Annotated in this window: 19 protein-coding genes, 1 tRNA gene and 3 pseudogenes; 19 read left to right on the top strand and 4 right to left on the bottom strand. The window is 40.9% G+C overall.

Features of this window, described 5'->3' with window-relative positions:
* The 11 genes and pseudogenes from BM146_RS17995 to BM146_RS20105 all read left to right on the top strand — a co-directional run.
* A partial coding sequence (locus BM146_RS17995; protein ID WP_034468330.1) for a transposase occupies positions 1-171 on the top strand: 171 nt, incomplete at its 5' end.
* A gap of 191 nt (positions 172-362) precedes the next feature.
* A pseudogene (locus BM146_RS17990) lies at positions 363-608 on the top strand (single-stranded DNA-binding protein); the annotation flags it as partial.
* 72 nt (positions 609-680) lie between these two features.
* Entirely contained in the window at positions 681-1,259 is a 579-nt protein-coding gene (locus BM146_RS17985) for a hypothetical protein (RefSeq protein ID WP_074891944.1), read from the top strand.
* Between the two features lie 189 nt (positions 1,260-1,448).
* Positions 1,449-1,583 (top strand): annotated as a pseudogene (locus tag BM146_RS20545) (macro domain-containing protein); the annotation flags it as partial.
* 189 nt (positions 1,584-1,772) lie between these two features.
* On the top strand, positions 1,773-2,042 hold the full coding sequence (locus BM146_RS17975; protein ID WP_074891942.1) for a hypothetical protein: 270 nt from the start codon (positions 1,773-1,775) through the stop codon (positions 2,040-2,042).
* The gene (locus tag BM146_RS17970) at positions 2,000-3,331 is read left to right on the top strand and encodes a topoisomerase DNA-binding C4 zinc finger domain-containing protein (protein WP_074891940.1); all 1,332 of its coding nucleotides are present in this window, start codon (positions 2,000-2,002) and stop codon (positions 3,329-3,331) included. Before BM146_RS17975 ends, BM146_RS17970 begins: the two co-directional genes overlap by 43 nt.
* A gap of 62 nt (positions 3,332-3,393) precedes the next feature.
* Positions 3,394-3,798 carry a peptide deformylase gene (locus BM146_RS17965; protein ID WP_074891951.1) on the top strand — a complete coding sequence of 135 codons (405 nt, stop codon included), beginning with the start codon at positions 3,394-3,396 and terminating at the stop codon, positions 3,796-3,798.
* 235 nt (positions 3,799-4,033) lie between these two features.
* Positions 4,034-4,351, top strand: a complete 318-nt coding sequence (locus tag BM146_RS17960) for an SCP2 sterol-binding domain-containing protein (protein ID WP_074891938.1) — start codon at positions 4,034-4,036, stop codon at positions 4,349-4,351.
* A 17-nt stretch (positions 4,352-4,368) separates the two neighbouring features.
* A complete protein-coding gene (locus BM146_RS17955) occupies positions 4,369-4,848 on the top strand; it encodes a YbaK/EbsC family protein (RefSeq protein ID WP_026665616.1) in 480 nt (159 codons plus the stop codon).
* A 27-nt stretch (positions 4,849-4,875) separates the two neighbouring features.
* Positions 4,876-5,427: a flavin reductase family protein gene (locus BM146_RS17950; protein WP_022753611.1), complete on the top strand. Its 552-nt coding sequence runs from the start codon at positions 4,876-4,878 to the stop codon at positions 5,425-5,427.
* Positions 5,428-5,722: 295 nt separating this feature from the next.
* Entirely contained in the window at positions 5,723-5,824 is a 102-nt protein-coding gene (locus tag BM146_RS20105) for an AAA family ATPase (protein WP_242949442.1), read from the top strand.
* Between the two features lie 115 nt (positions 5,825-5,939).
* On the opposite strand, the gene BM146_RS17945 is transcribed toward BM146_RS20105, so the two are convergent.
* From BM146_RS17945 to istA, 4 genes and pseudogenes are all read right to left on the bottom strand, one after another.
* Positions 5,940-6,350, bottom strand: a complete 411-nt coding sequence (locus tag BM146_RS17945) for a hypothetical protein (protein ID WP_074891936.1) — start codon at positions 6,348-6,350, stop codon at positions 5,940-5,942.
* The gene (locus BM146_RS17940; protein ID WP_074891934.1) at positions 6,338-6,814 is read right to left on the bottom strand and encodes a hypothetical protein; all 477 of its coding nucleotides are present in this window, start codon (positions 6,812-6,814) and stop codon (positions 6,338-6,340) included. Before BM146_RS17940 ends, BM146_RS17945 begins: the two co-directional genes overlap by 13 nt.
* Positions 6,811-7,548, bottom strand: a pseudogene (gene istB / locus BM146_RS17935) (IS21-like element helper ATPase IstB). The gene BM146_RS17940 and the pseudogene istB overlap by 4 nt, the downstream one beginning before the upstream one ends.
* A gap of 37 nt (positions 7,549-7,585) precedes the next feature.
* Positions 7,586-9,100 (bottom strand): IS21 family transposase, encoded by a 1,515-nt coding sequence (gene istA, locus BM146_RS17930; protein ID WP_177201737.1) that lies wholly within the window; start codon positions 9,098-9,100, stop codon positions 7,586-7,588.
* A 201-nt stretch (positions 9,101-9,301) separates the two neighbouring features.
* Between istA and BM146_RS17925 the strand changes: the two genes are divergently transcribed.
* The 8 genes from BM146_RS17925 to BM146_RS17895 all read left to right on the top strand — a co-directional run.
* Entirely contained in the window at positions 9,302-9,814 is a 513-nt protein-coding gene (locus tag BM146_RS17925) for a hypothetical protein (protein ID WP_074891930.1), read from the top strand.
* 467 nt (positions 9,815-10,281) lie between these two features.
* Positions 10,282-10,354: transfer RNA gene (locus BM146_RS17920), tRNA-Phe, on the top strand.
* Positions 10,355-10,689: 335 nt separating this feature from the next.
* Positions 10,690-10,821, top strand: a complete 132-nt coding sequence (locus BM146_RS20225; protein WP_278308529.1) for a hypothetical protein — start codon at positions 10,690-10,692, stop codon at positions 10,819-10,821.
* Positions 10,822-10,863: 42 nt separating this feature from the next.
* Positions 10,864-11,220, top strand: coding sequence for a helix-turn-helix domain-containing protein (locus BM146_RS19085; RefSeq protein WP_083413647.1), 357 nt, complete (start codon positions 10,864-10,866; stop codon positions 11,218-11,220).
* A 54-nt stretch (positions 11,221-11,274) separates the two neighbouring features.
* A complete protein-coding gene (locus BM146_RS17910) occupies positions 11,275-11,976 on the top strand; it encodes a metallophosphoesterase (RefSeq protein ID WP_074891928.1) in 702 nt (233 codons plus the stop codon).
* A 92-nt stretch (positions 11,977-12,068) separates the two neighbouring features.
* Positions 12,069-13,109 (top strand): ATP-binding protein, encoded by a 1,041-nt coding sequence (locus BM146_RS17905; RefSeq protein WP_074891926.1) that lies wholly within the window; start codon positions 12,069-12,071, stop codon positions 13,107-13,109.
* A gap of 489 nt (positions 13,110-13,598) precedes the next feature.
* Positions 13,599-14,576, top strand: a complete 978-nt coding sequence (locus BM146_RS17900; protein WP_074891924.1) for a tyrosine-type recombinase/integrase — start codon at positions 13,599-13,601, stop codon at positions 14,574-14,576.
* Positions 14,569-15,204: tyrosine-type recombinase/integrase (locus BM146_RS17895; RefSeq protein ID WP_074891922.1), on the top strand; the 636-nt coding region annotated here is incomplete at its 3' end. The genes BM146_RS17900 and BM146_RS17895, both read left to right, overlap by 8 nt.

Genomic DNA, 15,204 nt, shown 5'->3' with positions numbered 1-15,204 from the left:
AATAGACATTTCTGGTGCAGAGGCTATTACGTAGATACTGTAGGTAAAAATGCAAAGAAAATAGAGGAGTACATAAAGAATCAGTTAAAAGAGGATTTAGAGTACGACCAAATGACACTAAAAGAGTATATTGACCCGTTCACGGGTGAGCCGGTAAAGCAAAACAAATAAAAATGAGCCCAGGGGGCTCTGTAGGAAAATGATGTTGCGGCTGGCGAACCATTCGGCGAGTCTTTAGACTCAGTGCCGGCAACAGGCCCTTATAGGGCCAGAACAAACCACCGGCTAAGCCGGTGGTTCTGATTTGCGCAGAAGAAGAAAAAGTGATTTGAACTTCAGCTCATGACTAAAACAAGGTAGCTCGCTGCAACCTTGCAGTGAACAGACTCTTTAAAAAGGACGATACAGATCAGTCTGCAGACTTCATCAGCATCGTTGCCTTCAAAAATCAGGCTGACTTTCTTGAGAAGTTCGGCAAAAAGGGAGTCAAGCTCCTGATCACAGGCCGCATCCAGACCGGCAGCTATGACAAGTGTGGAACCCGCATTTACACCACCGATGTCATCGCTGAACAGCTTGAGTTTGAAGATGAGATGGATGAGATGTGAAAAGATGCTTTAGTTGATGTGGTAAAGCGGATATAATGTTTTTTAGGCAATAAAAGCGGAGCGTAAACTAATATGTGGACGATAAAGCAGATTTTTGACGGCGAATATGGATGTGAGGAGCTACAACCGGGAGAAAAGCCAAAAGTAGCGGTTACGCTCGTCAATGAACAAGGTGAGAAGAAAAGCGTTACTGTAGAGGATGAGTGGCTAACTGACAACGATCTTGATGTTGGCTCGCAGTGGCCTATTATTCATCTGAGATATGGAGTCATTGTTGCAAACAAGAAAACAGAACGATACGTAATTGCGGTGTCTGATAGCGTAGATTATCCGATAATTATTTCCAGGACTTGGCATGATTTTCCTTGCGCTGAAGGGGAGTATTATGCTCTTTATGATGCTATTGATATGGAAAATGCAATTAGCATTCTTGATTTGCTGAAAAATGACGAGACTTCACGGGCTCGGACAAAATTAAAGAAAAGTCTGGCTTGTGTTGGTCCATATGTTGATACTATTAGTGAAGTTGTACTGGATGACATGATCCCGGATGAATGGTATGATGCCTGGAAAGAAATGGAGGGAATAATAACGATATCAAAACATGTTCCAGGGTATTGGGAAGAAGATATTCAGACTCAGGAACTGTAATGGAAATATAGGTGCCATAACTCCCGGGTGATGATTGTGGCTTATATGGCGATGTGGAGTTGTTGCTAGTATCGACTGTAGCAGAATGCCCGGGATTCTTGATAAGGTAAGTGAAGTGCTTGTGTGAACTAAGAAAGCGGGGAAGGACTATGAGTTCTATCAAATATCATGCTGGAGATATAACTAAAGATTGATGCAATAGTAAATGCAGCTAACAGCTCACTCTTAGGAGGCGGTGGCGTGGATGGTTGCATCCATAGGGCAGCTGGGTCAGAGCTCCTTAAAGAGTGTAGAACCCTTAATGGATGTAAAACGGGAGAAGCCAACTATCGGAATCGCAAAAAGCAGGCGGCTGATAATCTCGTGTCCATGCATGTTGATGCAGAGGAAAATGATATGGCAGATATAGAAATACATTATGTGGATTTACCATAGATAGACTCTGACGACTCATATAGCGCCAGAGTCCTTTTTTGCTTATAATTAAGAGAGTCGGACAAAGGGGAGCTGCATATGGAATTAATAGTGAAGCACTTTGATGAGCTCAGCACCAATGAGCTCTTAAAGGCGACGGACTTGCATCTGACAAGTTCTGGGAGCTTGAAAAGAAAATCAAAAAAGATAAGAAGAATCCAGGAGTTCTGTTGCAGGATGTCAGAAGATCCAACTTTCATATGCATCTGGCATACTATCGGGATATCAGTAGAGAATGTGAATGAAGATGTAAGGAGCAGAACACGATGGCTCAGAGGACTGAAGCAATATATCAGGGTAGAACCATAGGAATTGAATCTATATATACAGTCATTGACGGTAAGCAGATCAATATACCTGCGAAGCTGAACTGGGTGCGAGAAAAGAGCAGAAACGGAGAATTGTTCTGCCCGTGTGGTTGCGGTGCTAATCTTATTCTTGTGGCTGGGGATAGAAATCTTAGGGAACAACATTTCAGGATAAAGGATTCTGATACAAAGCTTGAGTGCACAGCAGTAACTGAAGGAAGGGCTTCGATAGAATCAAAAATAGTATTGAAATGTTGGCTTGATGATAAGCTTAGAACTGGGGATGTAGACACCAGAGTGCCTATAAATGCAGTTGATGACAGCACTGACAGGAAGTATGAGTTTTCTTTTGTATCAAAGCTCCATAAGCTTGCAATCAGCTACTTCCATGACAGGGCAAACATCACAGATGAAAAGCTTGATATTCTTGATATGAATACACAGGATATCAAGATTTATTATATTGCTGATATCATGAATTGTGGCTCCGAAGGTCAGTTTCCGGAATGGATGATGAAAATTGAAAGCAGACAGGGTTATTGTCTGTTTTTGTCGATAGATGGTATTGATTATAAAGATGCTCGCCTGGAAGCAGCCTTTTACGATCAGGATATAGATGGACTGTGGTGTGAAATAATTGTTACAGAAGGAAGGCTCCGTGACTATTCTTTTGATGAGAATAATAACCTATTGTTTCACAGAGATAGTTTAGATACTTTATATGATAAAGCATATTATGAATTCAGAAAGAAGCAGGATCGTGAACACGACAGACGTATCATGGAGCAGGAAAAGCGCGAGGCTGAACGCCAAAAATGCTTGGAAGAAGAAAAGAAACTCCAAGAGGAATACGAGCGAAAGATAAGAGAACGTGAGGAGCAGTTGCTTCGAGAGAAGGAGGCTGCTGAGTCAGAAAAGCGCAGAGCCCGGGAAGAATTTGCCCGCAACATGGCTGCTGGTTTTGAGCAACAGGAGAAGCCTATTAAAGATCCCGATGGGAACAGATGGGTTAAGTGTGAGTTCTGCGGAAAGATAGCGATGGATAGGGAGTTTTCTTCATATGGTGGGAAGAATCATGTGAATCTGGGAACATGTATCGAATGCTCCAGGAACAATCCTAAGGCAGCAGTACAAATTAGTATTCCACATAGGGAAAGTAATGCTAATAGATACGATCCGACCGTGTGTCCCGAATGCGGTAGCAGGCTTGTTGAAAGAAATGGTAGGAATGGCAGATTTGTTGGATGCAGTAGTTATCCTAGATGTAAATATACTCGGTCAATTCGATGAAATGAAGGAGAAGTTGTAAAAGGGGTGCCGTATTGGTGGCAATGAAGTAGAAAATGTGGGAAATGGATTATGAAAAAGCAGCATCAGTGTGGTTAGAAAAGTCTGAGCCTGCAACAGAGGCAGACAAGCAGGTTGTGGAAGATCTTTTGGATACATTAAGAGCAAATCAGGACAGATGTGTTGGGATGGCTGCGAATATGATCGGTGTGAAGAAGCAGATCATTGTGGTGGCTATGGGACCATTTATTTTCCCTATGATAAATCCGGTAATTACCAAGAAGACCGGAGAGTATCAGACTGAGGAAAGCTGCCTTTCTTTGGATGGCGTAAGACCGTGCACCAGGTATAAAGAGATTGAGGTTGATTACCTGGATCAAGACTTTCAGCCAAAGCATGGGAAATACAATGGTTTTACGGCACAGATAATCCAACATGAAATCGATCATTTTTCAGGAGTGCTTATTTGATGGAGATGAAATATCTAAAATGGCTAAATCTGATACCGCTTATTATGTTCTTCATAGTAGATAAGCTGAGAGGAACATTGATTAGCAGGTATTTACTCATCATAATTGTTATACTTGGAGTTATGAATATGCTTATTGCAAAAGGAATCAGCCATAGGTAAATACATACGCAGAGTAAGCGCTACTAACTATATAATGGTAACAGAGACCGATACATATTGTGAGGAGGACGAATATGAAGCGTGATACAGTAGTTACTAAACTTAGAAAGCTGGCAGAAAATGCCGATGTTTCAAATGTGGATTTTCTTGCCGTTCAGGTGAATCTGACAGATCAGGATCCCGGAGTGTTCTACGTTGAAGTTAGGGACCACAAGATCAATATAGAGCCTTACGATTACCATGACAGGAACTGCGCTATATCAATCAAGTCCGATGATTTTAATAAGCTAATCAGTGGAAAGTTAGATCCTATAGCAGCTTTTACTATCGGCAAACTTAAGGTTGACGGTGATGTAGGGAAGGCTTTGGAATTTTCCAAGCTTCTTAAATGATCGGGGAGTAAGCAGACATGATTAATGAAAGGGTAAAAGAGTTTCTTGTCTCCAATAATCTTGGTGATAGGCTTACTGAGCATGCAGAGACGATTGATACAGTTGAACATGCTGCACAGCAGATAGGTTGCACCGAACCGGAGATTGCAAAGACATTGTCTTTTGTGGTAGATGAAAAGCCTGTAATTGTGGTAATGGCAGGCGATGGTAAGGTTAACAGTTCTAAGTTCAAATCACTATTTCACACTAAGCCACACATGATACCCAGAGATCAGGTAGAGAGTATCACGGGATTCCAGCCAGGTGGAGTATGTCCTTTTGCTGTGGCTGATGACATCCCTATCTGGCTGGATGTATCCATGAAGAGATTTGAATATGTCCATCCTGCAGGAGGTAATGAGTTTACTTCTGTTAAAGTTACACCTTCAGAGCTTGAAGCTGTTACCGGAGCCGAGGGCTGGTGCGATGTGTGCAAGGGATGGGAAGAAGACGAGTAACAGTGTTTGTGCTAAAGGAGGAAACAGATGAGCAGAGTTAATTTTGGAGCAAAACCACTTATGTACCCGCAGCCGGTTCTTATCATTGCAACATATGATGAGAATGGAGTACCGAATGCTATGAACGCAGCCTGGGGTATAACCACTGACTTTAAAGAGATTTCAATCAGCCTGTCTGAACACAAGACTACTGACAATCTCGCAAAGAGAGGTGCTTTCACAGTAAGTCTTGCTACTGAAGACCAGGTGATTCCCTGCGATTATGTTGGGATAGAATCAGGAAGAAAAGTACCTGATAAATTTGAAAAGGCTGGATTTCACGCAACAAAGAGTGAGTTTGTTGATGCACCTTTGATTGATGAACTTCCTGTTGCTCTTGAGTGTAAGGTAAAGAGCTTTGAGGATGGCATTCTGATTGGAGAAATCGTAAATGTCTCTGCAGATGAAAGCGTAGTGACAGATGGAGCGGTTGATATCACCAAACTTAAGCCTATAAGCTTTGATCCATTTGGTAATGGATATTACGGAGTTGGAGAAAAGGTGGGCAATGCTTTTAAGGATGGCGCAAAGCTGAAGTGATAAAGAGATTTAAAGAGGGGCAAAAAGTTATTGACAGCTAACAGGGCTATGTCTATACTTACAACTAATAATCTTGGAGGAATGCCAGTTATATGACAAATACACGTCTCGTCAATGGAATGGTGGTCAATTATATGTCCGTGGAAAATATTCAGGGGCTTAGATTACCATGCGAGATGAGGCCGTGCTATATGATGAATCTGTAAACTTTTTGATTCATTAAACAAGTGTATTAAGACCTTATCAAGCTAAAATAGTTTTGATAAGGTCTATTTTTTTTAGGGTGGTGGTAAGAATGGCAAATCTTATAGTAGTGTGCGGCCCTCAGGCTGTTGGCAAGATGGTGGTGGCAGAGAGCCTTAGGGATAAATTGAAATACATGTTGAATGTCAAGTAAAATTGACCCACTTTTACACTTAAATCTGACCCCCCTAGATCCGTCATTGTGATTTTGGAGGCGGGTCAGTTTTGTTTATAAATCTCGATTTTTACACTGTGAATTGACCCACCTTTTAATGAGTTACCAGTGTGTATCCAGCATCGGTAAGTGCTGTTTTGTCTATGATCATTGTCTTGTTTATTGTATCAATGACAACGTATCTACTAAGTTCTAGAAGCCTGTCCCCAATAAGCTCTTTAACAAGCTTTTCCATTACTTCTGCTTTAGGGGCGTTCCTTTCTGTTTTATCCTCGCATATATGCTGTGGCTTTACCGGTGAACAAAGTTTGTTTGTTCGTGTGACACTAAATCTGTCTGTAGCTTCGTTATATCCCAGATAATCTATGTTTTTCATCCTGTCCAAAGTTGACCACGGATACTTTATTCCAAATGACTCTCGGAGCTTTTTATAAAGAGCGTCTTTGCCGCCACTATTGTATATTTCTGCAAGTTCCGGAAGATTTCTATCTTTTATTTTAACCATGACAGTTCTCCTTCCGGCAGTTTACCCATTTCCGCTTCAGCCCATTCATCAAACGCTCTGGACAGAGCATGTCCTTCTTCCATCAGGGTTTCAGCCTCTTCAATAAGGTTATGTTTCTGGAGGACCTTTTCATATACATCGGTTTTGTAAAGTAGTTCATCGAGACGCTTTTTCAGGCTTTTAATAGTGTCTTCGCCTCTTAGTTCAGCAAGATATTCTTCCTTTTCCTCATCGCTCAGTGCGCTCAGAGTATCACGGATATCCTGTTCTTCTCTGTATACGTCAAGGAAATCAATGTAGTTTCCATGACCATCTTCAGCATTACATGTATTCTCATGAACACTGTTACCAGCTGCAACCCATTCATGAAGAGCGTTTCTTTCAGTTTCATTCATCTGTGTTGTTTTTTCATATATATTCAGTTCATCCTGCAGGAATCGCTGCCTATCGCTTATTAAGTTCATTTTTCTGTACCTTTCTGTTTTTTAACACTTATTTTTGACCCTTTGACACGGTAACTGTCTCCCGTTATACTAAGCACATGGCAGTGATGCAGCAGGCGGTCAAGTATTGCAGTTGCCGCAAGCTGTCCGGTAAATACTTCATCCCATCTGCCCATTGGGAGATTAGTGGTGATAATGAGGGAGCTTTTTTCGTATCGTTGTCGGATGATCTGAAAAAACAGGCTCTCTCTTTCTTTGTCCATTTTTATGTATGAAAGTTCATCTATGATCAGAAGTTCAATACGGTTCAGTTTATCAAGCATCTGCTGTAGATTCCCGGCAAGCATCTCGTCATAAAGCCTGTCGACAAGTTCTTTTGCATTAACAAAAAGGACTTTCCTTCATTTTCTGCAGGCATTACGACCTATCCCTGTAGCAATCATGCTCTTACCAACTCCGGGTGGTCCTATGATTATGATGTTTTCACGGTTATCCAGGAATGTAAGCCTTCCGAGTTCATCAATCTTATCCTTATCAAGAGACGGATTAAAACTGTAATCAATGTCCTCAAGAGAAGATGCACTATCAAAACCGGCTTTAACAAGAAGCTTCTCTGTCCTACGGCTTGTCTTTCCACTATCTTCAAGTTCCAATAGTCTTAAAAGAAAATCCATATATCCCAGTGATTCCTGTTCTGCCTCTTGGATGATGTCTCTGTATTGGGTGCGCATATCTACGAGCTTGAACTGCTTCATCTTTGCTTCTATATATGCGTTTTTGTGTTCTGTGTCATTAAGCATTCAGGACCTCCTTCGCATAGTTTTCATAGTAGCTGCAGTTTCTTGTAAGTTCAGAAGAAGGCGCTGCATCGATTATCAGGGTTGTGGATTCAGCATTGTTATCCTTTGGGATTTTTCGTTCTCCTGAGTTGTACTCACGGAGCATCTTCTTAAATGACTTGATATCCATCTTTCCTTCATCAACAGCTATACCGATAAATCTGTTCAGAGTATCATCATCGTAGAGATCCTGCAATTCCATTATTCTTCTGGCATGGAATGTAGGCTGGTCAAACTTACGACCGGCTGCTTCAAGATAACGTGCACCATTACTGAAGCGGGTAGTGAAGTCTCGTCTTATCTGCGGAACAGAAGTTGAGACCTTCTTTGCTATAGACTCATAGTGATCTGGATTAGTGCGGATCTCATGTTTGCCATAAGATATTTCCTGATGCTCTATGAAATGTCCCTGCGAGTCATACAGCATAATCCTGAATCCATAATTCAGCCTGTAGAAAAGTGTTTTTCCAACATATCTGACATGAACACTATATTTATTACCGTCAATACTGAGATAACTGTCAGGACTGACTTTCCGCTTAAGCTTGCTGTTTGCATAGTAGTGTTCCTTAGGAAGCGGCTGTAATAGCGCTTTTTCTTCCAACAGGTAATGCTGGTTTGGAATTCTTTTGGTGGTGGAATGTTTCTTATCGCACCACTCATTTATAAAAGCTTTTCCCCGGGAATTCAGATCCTCCATACTTGCAAAAGTGTTGCCTTTTATGAACTGTTCTTCGATATAGTTGAATGGCCTCTCGATTTTCCCTTTTTTACGTGGCCAGTAGCATGGGCATGCATTTAGTTCAACGCCGAGATGCAGAGCCATGGCTAATGCATGAGGATTGTACTTTATTTCTTCCTCTGACTTTGGATTGTTTTTTATAACAAACGCTTTGGGATTATCAATAAGAAGCTCCAGCGTCACTCCTCCCAGGTCATCAAACAATTCCTGTACAGCTTCGTAAATAGCATCAGCATCTTCTCGTAAAGAAAAACATATCGCCTTCTTTCTTGATGCTGCCAGTATCATGGAAAAGCAGTATACTGTCATGTATCTGTTTGCTATAAGCACCTGATACTCACTCCAATCAAACTGAGCCTGGTCACCCGGAGGGCTTTCATGCCTTGTCGTTGCTTTGCTGCTGATACTGTCTCCGACATCTTCATCCACTCTTCTTAAAAAGTAGTAGACAGGTCCTATGCTGCCTTTGTAGCCACGTTTCTGTAATTCACTGAATATCCTGGTGCCATTGAAGTTAAATGGGTCACATCTCCAGGTGATGATCTGCTCTTTGAACGGATCAATCTTGGAGCTGTATTCTGTCCGGTTATAGACAGGAGGTTCAGTCTTTTCCAATAGACGTCTGACCGTATTTCTGGCTATTCCAAGTATATCTGCTGTAGCTCTTTTGGAGCCTGTCTGTTTGTACACCTTGTGTACTGCCGCCCAGTCTTCCAAATCTTTCACCTCTTTTCCTCCTTCCATATGTTTTTACATACGGAAAGAATTCTATAAAACCTCAAAGAGGTGGGTCAATTCTAAGTATTAAATTTTCAAGGTACAGTGTATTATCGAAATGGTTTATACTGACTGCTCACCATCTGGGGTGGGTCAGTTTTAAGTATTAAACCCGGGTCAATTTTAAGTGTAAATCAATAATACAATCTGATGATCAATCATGACAGTATCGAGATTTCTGACAAGATATTCGGGTTTGCGACGCCTGCGCAGAAGGAATTCAACGCTTTCTTTCGTGAAAAGGTATTCGAATTGGCTGTAAAGTATGATGTTGACCTTATCTTTACATACGTTACAGCATTCGAATTGCAGGAGGAAAGAGATTATCTTACAAGTCTTCATGACTTATTTACTAAGAGCGGTGGGGACTTCTACTTTGCGGAGCTCAGTGCTGATCTTGAGACCAGGCTTGCTCGCAACGAGACTCCATATAGAATGGAGAAAAAAGCTTCGAAGAAGAATGTGGAGTGGAGCAGAACTAATCTTTTAGATGACAATAAGAATCACAGGCTAAATTCGTATGAGGGTGAGGTGTGGTTTACAAACCATCTTAAGGTTGACAATACAAATCTTTCACCTGAGCAGGTTGCTGATAAGATAATAGAGGCTTTTGGACTAACTCCAAATGAGAAGGAAGAAAAGGAATATCGCTTTGGGGGCTGATTATTTTATACTACAAATATAATGACAACTAAAGTTGCCGGTGTTACTATACGATATAGAAAGAGATAAGCGGAGCAGATAAGATCTCCCGGAAAGGAAAAGAAAGAGACATGACAACAATGAATCGCAATTATTGCCTCTATAGCGAAAGTTATGAATCATCACTCCAGAGCAAATCAGAGTGGATGTTTAATTTCATGCGCTCATTTAAGGATAGGCAAATGCGAGAAAATGTTGTTTTGGCAAAGAACCGGATAGTATAGAGACCGGATCAGAAGCTTATAGATAAACATGTTTGAGTACCGCTTACCTTAGATGAAAAAGGCAAGCGGTTTTTCTTTTGCCTAGAAATATGCAGAGTTGGCGTGGTTGGTACAGCATCGGGAGCGACGCGAAGCTAGTCCCCGCAGGGGAAAAACCGACATTCCTCACAGATATCTGGGTTCGAATCCCACCTATGTCTCTAAGGGCTTGTAGCTCAACTGGTAGAGCTTGGGACTGAAAATCCCTGCGAGGTGGTTCATCCCCCACCCGGGCCCATTATGCTTCCTTGGCAGAGCGGATATGCACCGGCCTTTTAAGCCGAGAGATGCGGGATCCCTCGCAGAGCTCGGAGTCGCAAGCATGGCATCCCACGGATGCCTGCTACCCGTTTCTGGGACTATTATTTAATCATTTTGATAGAGCGATTTTCTAATTTATCAACCATGGGTTTATATACAATGGAATTAATCTCCAATACAATATATATGAGAAAAGGCATAAGTTTATTGATTACATGGTATAAGAAGCGAAATGAATATTGAAAAAACAGGAAAAACATGCATTGAGAAAAAGTATAAAGGTTTTGAGAAGCCGGTTGATAAGATAAAACGATGGAAACGCAATATAAAGAGATAGAAGACCGATATTTTGAAAAAAGTAGGAAACTAGACCAATATAGAGAAGAGTGCAAGGACAGAACTATTGATATGTTTAAAGAATGGTTTTGGGATCTTTGGGATTGATGAAAAGATTACATTAAGAGTAGGCATAGAGGGAAAATATTTATGGATGAAGGATATGAAAAAATAATGGAGATCATTGAAATGAATAGATTTCGGCAGAGACTGGGACTATTGGATTACACAGCATGTTGGGAGGAACCTGACAGGGTAAAGGGTCTTGATCTTGAAGCTACAAAGAAAAGGGTGTGTGATCTTATTAAAGCAAAAGGGTTAAAAGATAAGACTATCGCTGATAAATTGGGTATTACTCCACAGGCAGTTAATAAATGGCGCCATAAAGGATCATTTTTCGTGATTGAAAACCTTTATGTTCTCAGCGGTCTCTTGGGTGTAAGTGTTGATAAACTTTTAGTTCCTGTAGCCGTAAAGAAATGGGAAGTACTGATTGAGAAAAGATGAGAGCCATAATGTTAGTTAAGCAATGAATCAGTTTGGAATAATCGGAGTTTTGAAATGAGCAGAGTACTTGTGATTCCTGATGTACATTTAAAGCCATGGATTTTTGATATGGCTGATAGAGTTGATGAGAACAGCTACGATGACATTGTAATTCTCGGAGATCTGGTAGATGATTGGGGAAAGGGAAATGATTTAGACGCATATAACGAGACTTTGGACAGGGCTGCTGAATTTGGAAAAGAGCATGACCATTCATTGTGGTGCTATGGCAACCACGATGTATCCTATCTTTGGGATGCCATGGAATCGGGGTATTCTGTCCAGGCAAGGATAACTGCTATTGAAGGTATTATCAGACTGGAGCGTGTTATTGAAGAACGTTATAGATTTGTCCATAAAATTGATGATGTGCTATTCAGTCATGCCGGTCTTACGGAGAGTTTTGTCTTTCAGACGTGTGGATATCATATGAAAGAGATAGAGGATATCCTTGCAAGGATTAACCGTATGGGTAAGCAGGAACTGTGGAGGGATAATTCACCGATTTGGGCAAGACCTCAGGCTGATTTCTACCGAATGTTCAGGGATGATCTCTTTTATCAGGTTGTGGGACATACACCTGTAGAGGAACCACTTGATCTGGGAGGAGTACTGACGCTGGATCTTTTTTCAACATACTCAAATGGTGATCCGTATGGAAACCAGAAGATATACATTGTGGATACAGAAACGAGGAAATATATAGAAGCATTGTAATTTAATTATGAAAGTTTATGAAAACTATATTGAATTATGAAGAATTATGAAAGTATAATGGATTATGAAGAATTATGAAAGGATGTCATGTTATGAAAAAGAATAATCCATTTACTCTTACTTTTGGAAAACAGCCAAATGAATATATATCCAGATATGAAAATACGGATATGATCTTAAGTACATTTGAGGCTGACAATCCAATCAGTCAGGCATATCTTATCGAAGGAATCAGAGGAAGTGGCAAGACTGTACTTATGACTTCAATAACAAATGAACTTGGGAAGGATAAGGATTGGATTGTAATAGACCTAAATTCAACGCAGGATCTTATCAATGACTGTGCTATGCGTTTGATTGATTCCTGCAAGAAAATCCCGGATTTCTTTAAACAGGGATTCAACATATCCATCGCAGGTTTTGGTATTGGTGTTAATGGAAATGATACTCCTCAGGATAGCGTAAGCATCATAGATAATATGCTTTCTTCATTAAAAAAGCATAATAAAAAAGTAATCATTACTATTGATGAAGTAATGCATGATGACAACATGCGTCACTTTGCGAGTCAGTTTCAAATTTTTGTTAGAAAAGATTATCCGGTTTTCCTGTTAATGACAGGATTATATGAAAATATCTATGCAATCCAGAACGACCCAGCTCTTACTTTTTTGCTTAGAACCCCGAAAATAACATTAGAACCACTAAGCTTGCATCAAATAACGAAACAGTATGCAGATATTTTTCAGATTGATGAAGACAATGCCAAGAACCTTGCACGGATAACTAAGGGATATGCTTTTGCGTTCCAAGCGCTAGGTCTTCTATATTATGAATATAGAGATGAAATGGAGTTAAGAGAAATTCTCATCAAGCTTGATGATATGCTTGATGATTTTGTATATAAAAAAATATGGTCCTCATTATCAAAGCAGGATAGAGCAGTCATTCTTGCAATAAAAAAGGATGAGACCAAAGTCAGTGAAATATGTAAGAAGGTAGGCATGACATCTGCTGTTTTCTCAAGATACCGTGATAGACTGATAAAAAGAGGTATAATCATATCTTCGGGACATGGTTATATTTCTTTGCTACTTCCTCGATTTGAGATTGTTGCTAAAACTTATGAATAAGGTCTCCTAAACAAGGAAATAAAACTAGAAATGCCTAAGAATATTAAGAAATAGCGGCCGCTTCCTTTTTTGTTAATTGGATTAAAACAGAAATACTACGAAAGGCAAGGTTTTAAGCTTTCAATGAGAAATATGATGTTTACAAATTTAACAGCCATAGAAACCAGAGCATATGATTGCACGATCGATATGCTTAGTACTCGTGAGCTCGATTTGGCGACATCACGCGGCAAAACAGGTATAGAAAGAAATAGAAGGATAGATTATAAAGTCCGATGTTAGACTGATACCAGGCACATTGGAATAATAATCAGGGTTTTAGGATCTATCCGTGAAAGTGGGTAGGTCCTTTTTTGATTATCCGAACCTTTGAAAAATCCGAACCCTTGACGTACATTCCTCTCTGAAGGAAGAATTGTATCTTTAAAGGTTCGGATTTTATTTTGGGTGTGTTATGCTTCGTTAAAAAACGAAGGAGGGTCATTAAATATGGCTAATGAAGCAAGACACATTCAACCGGTAGGGGCTAAAAGAGGCAACTACTCCAAATTGAATCCCCAATTCGCCGAGATTGTGGATTTTTTCTGTTCTTCCGAAGAAGATGCGGAAAGGTTATCCGATTCCTCAATTCGCAGTTCAGCATCAAAAGCAACGCAGTTCTTTTACTACCTTCAGAAGAAGGGCCTTATGTCTTTTGATGACGTCAGAGAGGATGATATCATTAGTTTCTTTGTCAAGGATGGGAAGCCGGTATACGAAACAAGCTACCGATATCGTCTTTCTGAATTCTTTGAAGCCGTGTCAGGGAAGTATCCTGTGCTGAGTACTTTTAGCGCATGGCTGCCATACGTCAGGGTTACAAGAAAAAACATACAGTATCTCACGAATGAGGAAGTTTGCCTTATCAAGAATGCCTGCGGTTCTGCCGAGTCAGATTTGCCTCTGCTTTGCCGGGCAGTAGTATTGCTTTTGCTTTACACTGGTCTACGCGGATGTGATGTTGCCGCACTTACGTTGGACTCTATTTTGTGGGAATCATCCATGATCTGTCTTGGCCAGAAAAAAACTTCGGTTCCATTGACGATACCTTTACCAACTGTCGTCGGAAATGCGCTTTACGACTATCTGGAAGAAGAGAGGAAATCGGATTCGAGAAGTTTTTTTATTACAGCAACAGGTAAGGATTTCAAGTCAAGTGACGTATCATACTGCGTCAAAAAAGTATTTATGGCAGCCAGGATACGCCAGAACAAGGGCGACCGTCAAGGATCCCATATTTTCAGGCATCATCTTGCAACCAGACTTCTTGAACACGAAGTCGCACAGCCGATTATATCACAGATTCTTGGCCATACAGACCCTGTTTCCATACAGGCTTACCTCAGTGCAGACATGAAGCATCTTCGTGACTGTGCACTCAGTATAGAGGACTATCCCCTTTGTTGGGAGGTGGCCTTCCATGCATGAATACAAGTCACTCTTGGCAGGTACCGCCCCTGCTTTTATCGATTTCATGAATGCTTCACAGCACTGGAATGAAAACTACGAAAAGCGCTTCATAGCCTTTGACAATTACCTTTTTAACATGCACCGCAATGAATCAGTACTGACTCAGGACATGGTTGATGCCTGGTGCAGTGTACGGCCGGAGGAGTCGGCCAATGCAAACATAGCCCGTACCTCTGTAGTCATCGCTTTTATGCGATACTTGCAGAGACGCGGGCTGACAAATGTAAAGGAACCAGACAGGCCAAAACCGCAGAAGTGTACGCATATTCCCCATGCTTTTACTACGGAGGAGCTTACAAGGTTCTTTTATGCATGTGATCATATCATCGTGCAGAACAATCGTAAAGCCTCGCTTGTAAAAAAGCTGATTCTTTGTGTGATTTTTCGTCTCATGTATTGCACAGGCTTAAGACCCAAGGAAGCCAGGATGCTCAAGAAAAACGAGGTGGATCTTGAACATGGCGTCCTGAACATTGTTGAAACAAAGGGGCATGACCAGCATTATGTTGCTGTTCATGAAAGCATGGTCATCATAATGCGCGAGTACGAGCGGAGAATGGAAGAACTGGTACCGGAAAGGGTATAT

Source organism: Butyrivibrio proteoclasticus (genome assembly GCF_900115735.1).
In the GTDB taxonomy this organism is placed as follows: domain Bacteria; phylum Bacillota; class Clostridia; order Lachnospirales; family Lachnospiraceae; genus Butyrivibrio; species Butyrivibrio proteoclasticus_B.
Note: the sequence above shows the minus strand (reverse complement) of the source record. Positions and strands in the feature narration are given on the sequence as shown.

Coding starts and splice junctions, on each gene's coding strand:
- BM146_RS17985 (WP_074891944.1), top strand. CDS start 681: ATGTGGACGATAAAGCAGATTTTTGACGGCGAATATGGATGTGAGGAG.
- BM146_RS17975 (WP_074891942.1), top strand. CDS start 1,773: ATGGAATTAATAGTGAAGCACTTTGATGAGCTCAGCACCAATGAGCTC.
- BM146_RS17970 (WP_074891940.1), top strand. CDS start 2,000: ATGGCTCAGAGGACTGAAGCAATATATCAGGGTAGAACCATAGGAATT.
- BM146_RS17965 (WP_074891951.1), top strand. CDS start 3,394: ATGGATTATGAAAAAGCAGCATCAGTGTGGTTAGAAAAGTCTGAGCCT.
- BM146_RS17960 (WP_074891938.1), top strand. CDS start 4,034: ATGAAGCGTGATACAGTAGTTACTAAACTTAGAAAGCTGGCAGAAAAT.
- BM146_RS17955 (WP_026665616.1), top strand. CDS start 4,369: ATGATTAATGAAAGGGTAAAAGAGTTTCTTGTCTCCAATAATCTTGGT.
- BM146_RS17950 (WP_022753611.1), top strand. CDS start 4,876: ATGAGCAGAGTTAATTTTGGAGCAAAACCACTTATGTACCCGCAGCCG.
- BM146_RS20105 (WP_242949442.1), top strand. CDS start 5,723: ATGGCAAATCTTATAGTAGTGTGCGGCCCTCAGGCTGTTGGCAAGATG.
- BM146_RS17945 (WP_074891936.1), bottom strand. CDS start 6,350: ATGGTTAAAATAAAAGATAGAAATCTTCCGGAACTTGCAGAAATATAC.
- BM146_RS17940 (WP_074891934.1), bottom strand. CDS start 6,814: ATGAACTTAATAAGCGATAGGCAGCGATTCCTGCAGGATGAACTGAAT.
- BM146_RS17925 (WP_074891930.1), top strand. CDS start 9,302: ATGATCAATCATGACAGTATCGAGATTTCTGACAAGATATTCGGGTTT.
- BM146_RS20225 (WP_278308529.1), top strand. CDS start 10,690: ATGGAAACGCAATATAAAGAGATAGAAGACCGATATTTTGAAAAAAGT.
- BM146_RS19085 (WP_083413647.1), top strand. CDS start 10,864: ATGGATGAAGGATATGAAAAAATAATGGAGATCATTGAAATGAATAGA.
- BM146_RS17910 (WP_074891928.1), top strand. CDS start 11,275: ATGAGCAGAGTACTTGTGATTCCTGATGTACATTTAAAGCCATGGATT.
- BM146_RS17905 (WP_074891926.1), top strand. CDS start 12,069: ATGAAAAAGAATAATCCATTTACTCTTACTTTTGGAAAACAGCCAAAT.
- BM146_RS17900 (WP_074891924.1), top strand. CDS start 13,599: ATGGCTAATGAAGCAAGACACATTCAACCGGTAGGGGCTAAAAGAGGC.